Origin of the sequence: Propionibacterium sp., assembly GCF_047719395.1 — a bacterium.
In the GTDB taxonomy this organism is placed as follows: domain Bacteria; phylum Actinomycetota; class Actinomycetes; order Propionibacteriales; family Propionibacteriaceae; genus Propionibacterium.
The window spans coordinates 19,564-29,051 of the sequence record NZ_JBDNTB010000036.1; the positions used below are offsets into that span (position 1 = coordinate 19,564).

10 protein-coding genes are annotated in these 9,488 nt (G+C 69.3%); 4 read left to right on the forward strand and 6 right to left on the reverse strand.

Annotated elements, in window-relative coordinates; all coding sequences use genetic code 11:
- Window positions 1-302 precede the first annotated feature (302 nt).
- From ABF648_RS07750 to ABF648_RS07775, 6 genes are all read right to left on the reverse strand, one after another.
- Window positions 303-2,219 (reverse strand): hypothetical protein, encoded by a 1,917-nt coding sequence (locus ABF648_RS07750; protein WP_415631719.1) that lies wholly within the window; start codon window positions 2,217-2,219, stop codon window positions 303-305.
- Window positions 2,220-2,438: 219 nt separating this feature from the next.
- Window positions 2,439-2,690 (reverse strand): hypothetical protein, encoded by a 252-nt coding sequence (locus tag ABF648_RS07755; protein ID WP_415631720.1) that lies wholly within the window; start codon window positions 2,688-2,690, stop codon window positions 2,439-2,441.
- 76 nt (window positions 2,691-2,766) lie between these two features.
- Window positions 2,767-4,122, reverse strand: a complete 1,356-nt coding sequence (locus ABF648_RS07760) for an AAA family ATPase (RefSeq protein ID WP_415631721.1) — start codon at window positions 4,120-4,122, stop codon at window positions 2,767-2,769.
- A 13-nt stretch (window positions 4,123-4,135) separates the two neighbouring features.
- The gene (locus ABF648_RS07765; protein WP_415631722.1) at window positions 4,136-4,795 is read right to left on the reverse strand and encodes a hypothetical protein; all 660 of its coding nucleotides are present in this window, start codon (window positions 4,793-4,795) and stop codon (window positions 4,136-4,138) included.
- On the reverse strand, window positions 4,792-5,748 hold the full coding sequence (locus tag ABF648_RS07770) for an NlpC/P60 family protein (RefSeq protein ID WP_415631723.1): 957 nt from the start codon (window positions 5,746-5,748) through the stop codon (window positions 4,792-4,794). The genes ABF648_RS07765 and ABF648_RS07770 overlap by 4 nt, the downstream gene beginning before the upstream one ends.
- Before the next feature lie 8 nt (window positions 5,749-5,756).
- Window positions 5,757-6,056 (reverse strand): helix-turn-helix domain-containing protein, encoded by a 300-nt coding sequence (locus ABF648_RS07775; protein WP_415631724.1) that lies wholly within the window; start codon window positions 6,054-6,056, stop codon window positions 5,757-5,759.
- A 316-nt stretch (window positions 6,057-6,372) separates the two neighbouring features.
- On the opposite strand from ABF648_RS07775, the gene ABF648_RS07780 reads away from it, so the two are divergent.
- From ABF648_RS07780 to ABF648_RS07795, 4 genes are all read left to right on the forward strand, one after another.
- Window positions 6,373-6,807: a DUF6668 family protein gene (locus ABF648_RS07780; protein WP_415631728.1), complete on the forward strand. Its 435-nt coding sequence runs from the start codon at window positions 6,373-6,375 to the stop codon at window positions 6,805-6,807.
- Entirely contained in the window at window positions 6,800-7,096 is a 297-nt protein-coding gene (locus tag ABF648_RS07785) for a hypothetical protein (protein WP_415631725.1), read from the forward strand. Before ABF648_RS07780 ends, ABF648_RS07785 begins: the two co-directional genes overlap by 8 nt.
- Before the next feature lie 13 nt (window positions 7,097-7,109).
- Window positions 7,110-7,862 carry a hypothetical protein gene (locus ABF648_RS07790; protein WP_415631726.1) on the forward strand — a complete coding sequence of 251 codons (753 nt, stop codon included), beginning with the start codon at window positions 7,110-7,112 and terminating at the stop codon, window positions 7,860-7,862.
- Window positions 7,855-9,488 (forward strand): hypothetical protein (locus tag ABF648_RS07795; protein ID WP_415631727.1); only part of this gene is annotated, 1,634 nt, incomplete at its 3' end. The genes ABF648_RS07790 and ABF648_RS07795, both read left to right, overlap by 8 nt.

Below are 9,488 nucleotides of genomic sequence, written 5' to 3' on the forward strand. Positions count from 1 at the left end.
TCGCGCGGGCGCGCGCGCCCCCCCGGGGCTGCCGGCCGCGCCGGGCCCGGCCCATGATCTGGGTGTCGGCTTTACCGTCGTTGTTGGTCGTGGGCTGTGCACGTGTGGGCGGGCCAGCCACCTCGAGCTGGGCCGTCCACAGGTGTGCCAGGACACGAGGCTGCGCAGCGGCCATGGGGCAAGGGGAGTGGGGGAGAAGACATTTCTGCCGCCTGTGGACGGCCCTTCGGCCCGCCCACAGTTGCCATCGAGGCCGGTGGCTGGGTCACGGCGTGACTGGTGGTATGGCAGCCTTGTTGTGATCAGGCGGCAGCCGGGAGGTCCTGGTGGAGGTGGTCGAGGGCTCCTGCTGCGAGGGCGAGGCGTGCGGCGTGGTGGTCTGCTCGGCCGTCCGGCCGGCGCGGGTAGGGGGGATAAAGGTCCCAGGGTCGGCCGAGGGTAAAGGCGATCTGTCCGGTGGGCTGGGAGCGTCGTTTGTGGCGTCCGGGGGTGGTCATCCATTCGAGTTCGGCTTGCCACCAGTTCCACAGGTCGCGTTCGGCGGTGTAGCGGCTCCTCCGCGCGGCGAGTCGCCCCTCGACGCCGAGGCGTCGCGCGATTCGGTCCCGGATGTGTGGTCGGGTGCGGTGCCAGCCATCTTGGGTCAGGACGATGAGCTCGGTCTGGGCGAGTCGCTCGATCAGGGGAGCCGGGTCGGTCGTAGCCTCAGCCGCTTCTCCGAGCCGGGCGTAGAGGTTGCCTGCTGCCAGGCCCAGGGCGTGGGGGGTGGTGAAGAGGTCGTGGGTGGCGAGGTCGAATCGGTGGTGGAGGTTGGTGAGGAGTTGGTTTCGCCATCGGCTGCCCGCCCCTGTGGGGCGTGCAGCCCCTTGTGCCCGGGTGGTGTCGATCCCTCCGGGGAATGGTGTCTGGGGGGCGATTGTCCAGGTGGCGGCGTGTCTGCCTTCGCCGGGGCGCACCTGGGCGATCCAGGTGTCGGCGGCGAGGCGGATGAGGCCGACGCGGGCGGTGTCTCGGCCGATTCCGGCGAGCAGGGCGAGCCGGCGGGTGTCGGCCTCCACCGCCGGGGTCATGGCCTGGAGCGCTAGGAGGCACAGGGCGTCGAGGACACGCCGGTCGGCCGGGCCACCGCCCCGGGTCCACCGGCCGGGGCTCGCGTCGGCACGCCGCTGAACGGCCTCGACGGTCGCGGCGATCTGCTCGGCCCTGGGGTCGAAGGTGGGGTCGTCGCCGGCCTGCCGCTCGTGGGTGGCGACCCACCGGACGGCGGCCTGCCAGATGCGGCCGAGCACGGCCTCGGGGGATTGCTGGCCGTGGGCCGGGCGGGGCCGGCGGCGGGAGTAGTCGTGGTCGACCCGCTGGGTGCGGGCGTGTTCCATGCCGGGGGCGGTGGCCACGAGCGGCATCAGGTCGTGGAAGTGCCAGTGCGCGGCGGCCGCGCCCAGGCAGATGACGTACAGGACGCGGGAGGCGTCCGCCCTGGGGGCCAGGGAGGTGTCGAGGGCGGCGCGGCTCTTGGCGGGCAGTGGCCGGCGGGTGCCGGGCAGCCACGGCCGCCCCTCGTCGTCGGTGGGCAGGCGCAGCTCGGCCGCGTGCGGTGCCGACGTGACCGTCGCCGTGTCACCCAGGTGGGTGTTGATCCGGCTGGCCAGCGCGACGAGCTGGCCGGGCGTGGTGGCCGGCTGGGTGAGCGTGGTGAGGTCCCCGGCGATCACGCGGCTTGCACCGCCGTGGCGGTGGGGCGCGCCGGGCGGGCGTAGGCACCCTGTCGTCGGATTGAGCAGGGGAGTGGCGTCCAGGCTGGGGCACAGGCCCTGCACGCTGTGCGCGACGTCGCGCACGAGTTGCGCCTCGGCCGGCTCGGCCAGCCCGATCCACACGTGGCGGCCCCCCGAGGGGCCGGACTCGCACACCACGTGAGCGATCCCGGCTGCCGTGAGTACTTGCCCGATCGTCTCCGCGTCCTGGCGTGCCTGCCCGTCCCCGCCCTCGTGGGCGTCCAGGTCGAGCCCGACGTAGTGGTAGCGGCCCTCGGCGTCGGCTAGGTACATCGCCCAGGGGCCGGCCGGTGCCGGCCCGGCTACCGGGGCCTGGCGGGGATAGGAGTTCGTGCCATCCGTCGCGGCCACGCGCACCTCAGGGCGCGAGCTCAACACGGCGGTGAGCCGCCACGCCGCGTCGATATGCGTAGCGTCACGGTTATCGGCATCTGTTGGTATCATGTAGATGTTCCTTCAGTTCGGGGCATAGAAAATCCCTTCTGTTGTGGACCCGGCACCTTCTGGTGCTGGGCTGGGCCCTTGCCAAGGGGCACCGATCGCCGGTTGCCAAACCGGCGCTTCGGATGTTGTTCGCTTGATCTGGTCTCTGTCGCCAAACTTCGACAGGTCAAGCACTCACTCTTCAGACCCCCGTCCCGCCAAGGACGGGGGTCTATGTGTCTACGCGCTCTCCGTCTTGTCCTCCTCGATGTTTAGTTCGGGCTGGGTGCTGTCCGGGGCTGGAAGTTCCCATCCCTGTGGCCAACCATCTGGGCCAGGGACGCCCGCGCGGATCGCTGCCTCAAGGACTGCCCACTGGGGGGCGCCCTTGGCGTGGGCGTAGGTGTCGAGCTTGGCTTTCACATCCGGCGCAACGAAGATGTGCAGCGCCACGGTAGGTGCTCCACGGTCGCGCCGGAACTGGCTGGTCATAGCGTCCATTCTATGGGGGCGACTGTACATGTACACGGGAGGACACGCGGGTGTGTCGCATTCCTCTGTCTGCGTGTCAGAGTCCTTGGGCGACGTCGGCGGCCGCGCGGAGCCATGCGCGTTGCGTGGCGGGGCGTAACGAGTCCCATTGGAGGATGCCGTCGACGATGGCGGGGTCGTGGGGGATGGTGACGACGTTGCGGGCGAGGCTGCTGTAGCCGTCGACGACGTTTTGAATGTCGGTTTTGCTGGCGCGGGGGTCGGCCTGGGTGACGATGGCGACCGCGTCTTCGGCGAGCTGGCGTGAGTGTTGGTCCCGGCCGCGCAGCGCGTCGAGGAGGAGGGCGCCGGCTTCGGCGTGGTCGGCGCGGGTGGTGGTGGGCACGACGATCTGGTCGGCGTGCTCGAGCGCAGCCAGCCACACGGCGTCGGACTCGTCGTTGCCGGTGTCGACGACGATCACCCTGTAGAACTTGGCGCCAACGTCCCAGATGGCGTCGACGTCCTCGGGCCGGATGCGCTGGTCGGCGCGCAGCTGGATGGGCTTGGAGCGCAGCACGTCGAACCGGTCGGCTGTCTGGTGGTGCACGTAGTGCGCCAGGTCAGCGCTCTGGGCGCCGGTGCCGAGGAGTCGCTGGACCTGGGGGAGTAGGTCGAACACGGTCGCGGTGTGGGGGCCTTGCTCGGTCCGCCAGCCGAGGGTGCCTCGGGTTTGGTTGTTGTCCCAGGCGAGGACGCCGGCGCCGCCGTAGCGGGCGAACACGGCGGACAGCAGAACGACAGTTGGGGTCTTCCCCGCCCCGCCCTTCCCGTTGGCGACGACGATGGTGCGGGGTCCGGGCCAGTGCTGGGAGACGGCGTGCACGTCGGCTCGCTCGGCGCGCTCGTCCTCACTGGGGCTGACGCGCAGCCCGAGCCTGGTGGCCAGACCTCGCCATCCCTGGGTGGCGGGCTGCTCGATTTGCTGGACCTTGAGGAAGCTGTGGCGGCCTTGCACTTCGCCCTGGGCGGCCAGGTGTGGCTCGGTTTCCTCGGCCAGCGGGGTCGGCTCGGGGTCGATGTGGGTGTGGACCCAGGCGTCGGCCCCGCCAGCGGCGTCGTCCAGGGCCGGCTCGGTGGCCGGGTCTTCTTGGACCGAGCGCTTGCCAGTGGGTGCGGCAGCGGCGGGTTGTGCGGTCCGGTCGGGGTCTTCGGTGACTGTGCCGTCGGGCTGGATGATGAGGGGCCAGGTGCCGTCCGGGTCGATCGTGATGGCGTGGAGGGGCCGTCCGAGGCTGGCGGCCGTGTCCGCGATGATGTGCACGGCGGTGGCACGGGCGGCGTCGAGGGTGGCTTCGTTGAGCGGGTGGTGGGTGCCGCCCACGGTGACATCGCCGCTGCCGTCCGCGTTGGTGGTGGCGGTGACCTTCGGCCAGCTGGATTCCGTGGTCATGGTTCGATTCTCCTTACTGGTCGCTGCGGTAGAGGGCGGTGTCGACGGCCAGGCGGCCGGACTCGTGGGTGAGGGTGACCCAGGCGTGGCCACTGGTGGTCGAGGCTCGGGTGCCGTCGCGGGGCTGCGTGGTGACTTGGTAGGCGACGATCCGGCGGATGTTGCCGCCCTGGTCGGGGTCTTCGCCCTCGGTGGTGATGCCCGTCACGGTAACGGTCGTGTAGGCGCGGTGGCCGGCGGCCTCGATGAACGTGCCTTGCCCTTTCGCGGTGTCGGGGTCGTAGCGGTCCTGGGCCGAACGCTGCGCCTGAGTGGCGTAGATGGCGGCGCGCTGGTCGGCGTAGGCGCTGGTCTTGTCGACGGTGGTGTCCCACGTGAGGGTGGTGATGACCGAGGCGCGGAGCACTTGGCCCGCCTCGGTGCGGTCGACGGTGCGCGGGTCGGGCAGGCTCGGCAGCCAGGTGGCCTTGCCGCCGGGGATGGCTGTTCCGTCCGGCGCGGCGTGGGAGGTGGTGGCGGGGATCGGGGCGGTGCTGCTGGGTGCCGGGCTGGCCTGCTGTGTGCTGGGTGACGGGGTGGGAGTGCTCGTGGCGGCGGGGTGCTGCTGGGTGCATCCGGCGAGGACAAGACCGGCGGCCAAGGCGGCGGCGAGGAGGAGGGTGGCGTGTTTCATCGCAGGCTCCTGTACTGGGTTGGGGTGCCCCACACGGCTTCGGTGTTGATTCCGTCGGCTTCGTTGTCGGCCGAGACCATCTGGCCGTCTCCGAGGTAGATGGCGGTGTGGTAGGCGGGTGCGCCCCAGAAGATGAGGTCGCCGGGCTGGGCGGCTTCCTGGCTGACCTGGTGGCCGATGGTGGACTGGTCGGCGGCGGTGCGGGGCAGGCTGACGCCGATTTTCGCGGCGTAGGCCTGGGTGAGCCCGGAGCAGTCGTAGCCGCCGTCCGCCTGGCCGTCGCCTCCCCACACGTAGGCGTAGGAGTTGTCGGCGGCGATGCCCTTGGCCCAGGTGAGGGCGCTCTGGACGTCTCCGGCAACCGCGCTGGCGCCGCCGGAGAGGTAGTGGGTGGCGTTGCCGAGGATCGTGCTGACGTACGTGATCGTCTCGTTGATACCGGGGCTGCCGCCTGATGCCTCCACGTTGCCAAGGCCGGCGTTGTAGGCGGCGAGAGTGAGGGACACGAGGTCGCCGTGCACGCGCTTGGTGTCGAGGTCGTGCTGGACCTGGCTGGCGAGGTCGCACATGTAATGGCCCTGGCTGATGATCGCGTCGGCAGGGTTCCAGATGTCGGCTTTGCCGTCGCCGTCCCCGTCGACACCGGCGCTGGCCCACGTGGCGGGGAGGAACTGGGAGATGCCTTCGGCGCCGGCGCCGCTGCGGGCCTGGGGGTTCCAGTTGGATTCCTGTGCGATCTGGGCCGCGAGCACGGGGGCGGTGATCGCCTGGCACACGGTGCCGGCCTTGCTCACCGCTGCTTCATATTGTGAGGGCACGCCGCTGACGGCCCCGTTGACCGTGCTGCTTGACGTCTGGTTCGAGGTGACCAGCACCAGGGCCAGGAGCGCCAGGGGGACGCAGAGAACCAGAGCTGCGCCGACTGCAATCCACCGTCCCCCGTGCTGTCCCATACCCGCCTCTACTTGTCTGGCTCCGTGCCGTCCGGGTCGTCCGGCTTCTCGTCTGCACCGCCGGTGTCGGACCCCGGCCGCAGATTCCACCCCGCCTCCAACGTCGCCTTCAACTCATCGCGGAGAATGAACCACACCTTGGACACCCGGTAACCGGGGACCGCACCCTCGTTGAGCCACTTGTAGAGAGTCGGCCGACTGACACCGAGGAGGTCGGCTGCATCTGAGACGTTGAGTGTCCTGGGCAGGCCCTCGAACATGGCGTCGAGTTCTTTGCTCACCGGATGCACCCACAATCGCGCGTCCATGTAGAGGATCTTAGCTCAATTTGCACATTACAGCACCAGTCTTCTATTTTTAGCAACTCTTTTTCTCCTCGTTCGATCGTGCTATCTTTGAGCTAAGATCACTCTGAGAGTCATTATCGGTGAAGGTGGGCGCGTGTCGGAAAAACGCAACCCGTGGGTGTCGCATGACGGCGAGGACGAGGCTCCTCGCGTGCCAGTCGAGCCCGCCGTATCGCCCGCGACCGGCCCTGCCGCTCCGCAGCCAGGGGTGGCGGCCCCACCTGTAGACGAGAGGCTTCCAATTGGTCTGGTCCCGGCGGGGTCGGTCTTGTATGTGGTGGGTGTTCATGGTGGGGCTGGCGAGTCGTCGATCGCCGCCCTGGACGAGACATGGCGGGCGACCGGGCATATGTGGCCGGCACAGGGGACGGTTACCGTCCCGGTGCTGCTGGTGACGCGCTCCAGCGCGCGGGGCCTCCTGGCAGCGCAGGCTGCGGCCCGCCAGTGGGCGTCGGGTGGTGTGCCGGGGGTGGACCTGATGGGCCTGGTGATCGTCGCGGACGCGCCGGGACGCCAGCCGCGCGCGCTCCGCGACCTCGCCCGCGTGGTCAGCGGTGGTGTCCCACGCGTGTGGCGTGTGCCGTGGATCGAGGCGTGGCGGCTCGGAGAACCGCCGACTGTCTCGCACGGGCACCAGCTTGCTGGCCTTGCACGAGATTTGCGCACACTAGTGGCACAGCGTGCCGAGCATAAGAGGAGGAATGATGCGTGATGTTCTAACCGGATTGATCGTGCGGATGCAGCTCCAGGCGTTGAACGCCGATGTGCCGAACCCGGACCCGGTGCAGCCACCGGGCACCGGCGGGGTGGTCACTCTGCTGGGCTGGTTGAAGTGGGGCGGGCTCGTGATGTGCATCGCCGGGCTCATCGCTGCGGGCGGCATGATGGCCATCAAATATCATCGCGGCGAGGGCGGCGAGCAGGCGGGCTGGATCGGCAAGGCCCTCATCGGTGTCATCGTCATCGGCGCGGCCGCCTCCATGGTCGGGTTCCTGACCTGAGTGGGAGCCGTCGATGAGCACCCCACAGCACAGCACCTTCCGGCGGCCAGGTTTTATTCTGGCCGCCGCCGTCATCGTGGCCATTGTGATCCTCGGCGTGCTGGCGGTGATCCTGTTCAATCGCCACCCGGCCGCTGCTCCGGCGGGTGCCGCGCCGTCGACGGTCACCTCACCACCGGTGACCGAGCAGTCCCCGCGTAGCGCGGACGCGAGTGTGTGCGGACTGAGCGGCCTGGTGCGCTCGGGAACGCTCACCACGGCCCCGACGGTCGACCAGTGGCAGTACGAGGGCACGGTCGCCTACCCGACGAACAAGAAGTACGGGCCAGGGCGCACCGACGAGCAGGGCATCCGCACCTGCTTCCAACACTCGCCAACCGGAGCCCTCTACATGGCCGCTAATACCGTTGCCGCGGCCAGCGACCCCGATCGGAGCAAGGTCGCGGCGTGGGCGCCTGAGGCTATTAGCTCTGGCACATACCGTGACCAGCTCCTCTCAGGGGTGGGCAGCACAACTAGCACCTCCGATGAGAGCGTGCGGTATCACATCGTCGGGTTCCACGTCCTGACCTATTCGATGTCTGCCGCAACCGTTGACATCGCTCTTCAGGTGTCTGGGAGTGGCAAGACGTTTGACGCTTCTGCTGTGTACTACCTGGTGTGGCAGGACGGTGATTGGAAGGCCAACGCCGATATGCAGAGCCCCTTTAGTTTTTCGACGATCGCAGATTTGTCCGGCTATGTGATGTGGGGCTCTAATGGCTGATTGCTCTCTCACCAACTTGGGTGCCTGCGCGGGCGACGCGATGTCGAGCATGTTGGGTGATGCGATCGGCAATTTGGCGAACGCTGTCTATGAGGCGGTGGGGAAGGCTGTTGCCTCGTTGGGGACGTTGTGGGTGAACATCGGCACGCCGGACCTGACGGGCACCGGCGGGTCGTCCCCGATCGCGGCGGGTAGTTCCGCGCCGGGGTCTGAGGGGCTCACGACGGTGATCGGCTATGTGCGGTGGATCGCCCTAGTGATCTGCGTGATGTCCCTCGTCGGATTGGGTGCCCTGTTGGCTACCCGTTTGGGACGCGGCCGCGAGCAGGGGATCGTCGCTGTGGGCCGGCTAGGCGTGATCCTGGGCGCGGTGGTGCTGATCTCGGGTGCGGCGGCCCTGGTGTCGGGTCTCATGCCGTCGGGTCCGCAGAACGCGGCCGGCGCCGTCCTGTTCTTGCAGTCATCGCTGTGGTGGTACATGGGTGTGGCGGCCATGATCGCGGTGGTTATCGGTGCCATTCGCATGGTGTGGACCCAGCGCGCCGAGCCCGGCCGCGACATTATCCGCGGCCTGCTGACCCTGTTAGTGGTCGCGGGCATGTCCACGACGGTGATCGGCCTGTTGGTGACCGCGGCGGATGGGTTCGCGAAGTGGATTATCAATGCCTCCCTGTCGTGCGACGTGACCACGGATCAGGCGTGCTTCGGGAAGAACGTGACGAACCTGCTGGCGATGTCGAGCATGAGCGGCCTGGGAGCCATTCTGGTGATCTTTCTGGGAATCATCGCCCTGCTGGCCGCGCTGGTGCAGATCGTGCTCATGGTGGCCCGGGGTGGCATGTTGGTGATCCTCGCGGGCGTGCTGCCGTTCTCTGCATCGTTCACGATGACGGAAACCGGCCGGGGTTGGTTCCGCAAAGCAGTCGGCTGGTTGGTGGCATTCATTTTGTACAAGCCGGCCGCCGCCATCATTTACGCGACGGCGTTCCAACTGGTCGGGACGCAGACGTTCCGTGACGACGGGACGGGTGTGGTGTCGGTCATCACGGGCCTGGTGCTCATGATGCTGGCGCTGGTGGCGTTGCCGGCGTTGATGCGGTTTGTGACCCCAATGGTGGGTGCGGTGGCGTCCGGGTCGGGTGGCGGTGCCGGGTCGGCGGCCGCGGGGGCGGCTGCCGCCATGCCGACGGGGGCCATCTCGTCGGGCCGGCTGGGCTCTGGCGGCGGTTCGTCGAGTGTGTCGAGTTCGTCGCCGTCAGCCGGTCGGGCGGGCTCTAGCGGACCGGCCGGGTCGAATGGTGCCGCCGGCGCATCCGGCACGTCTTCGGCTGCCGGTGGGGGGCAGGGCTCGCCGGCCCGTGGCTCCGGCCCGTCGGGTGCGCCCACCCAGAGCCAGCCTGGCGGTGGCACGGCGCAAGGTGCCAGCGGTGGACGGCAGGCCGCAGCGGGTGCCTCGGGTGCGGGGGCGTCGGGTGGTGCCGCTGCTGGTGGGGGCGCAGCCGCCGGCGCCGGGGGGGGGGGGGGGGGGGGGGGGGCCGGGGGGGGGGGGGCGGGGGGTGGGGGAGGTGGTCCGATCCGTCCCGCGTCCGGTGCGGGGGCTGGTTTGGCGTTGGGAGCGGGACGGAA

Coding starts and splice junctions, on each gene's coding strand:
- ABF648_RS07750 (WP_415631719.1), bottom strand. CDS start 2,219: ATGATACCAACAGATGCCGATAACCGTGACGCTACGCATATCGACGCG.
- ABF648_RS07755 (WP_415631720.1), bottom strand. CDS start 2,690: ATGACCAGCCAGTTCCGGCGCGACCGTGGAGCACCTACCGTGGCGCTG.
- ABF648_RS07760 (WP_415631721.1), bottom strand. CDS start 4,122: ATGACCACGGAATCCAGCTGGCCGAAGGTCACCGCCACCACCAACGCG.
- ABF648_RS07765 (WP_415631722.1), bottom strand. CDS start 4,795: ATGAAACACGCCACCCTCCTCCTCGCCGCCGCCTTGGCCGCCGGTCTT.
- ABF648_RS07770 (WP_415631723.1), bottom strand. CDS start 5,748: ATGGGACAGCACGGGGGACGGTGGATTGCAGTCGGCGCAGCTCTGGTT.
- ABF648_RS07775 (WP_415631724.1), bottom strand. CDS start 6,056: ATGGACGCGCGATTGTGGGTGCATCCGGTGAGCAAAGAACTCGACGCC.
- ABF648_RS07785 (WP_415631725.1), top strand. CDS start 6,800: ATGCGTGATGTTCTAACCGGATTGATCGTGCGGATGCAGCTCCAGGCG.
- ABF648_RS07790 (WP_415631726.1), top strand. CDS start 7,110: ATGAGCACCCCACAGCACAGCACCTTCCGGCGGCCAGGTTTTATTCTG.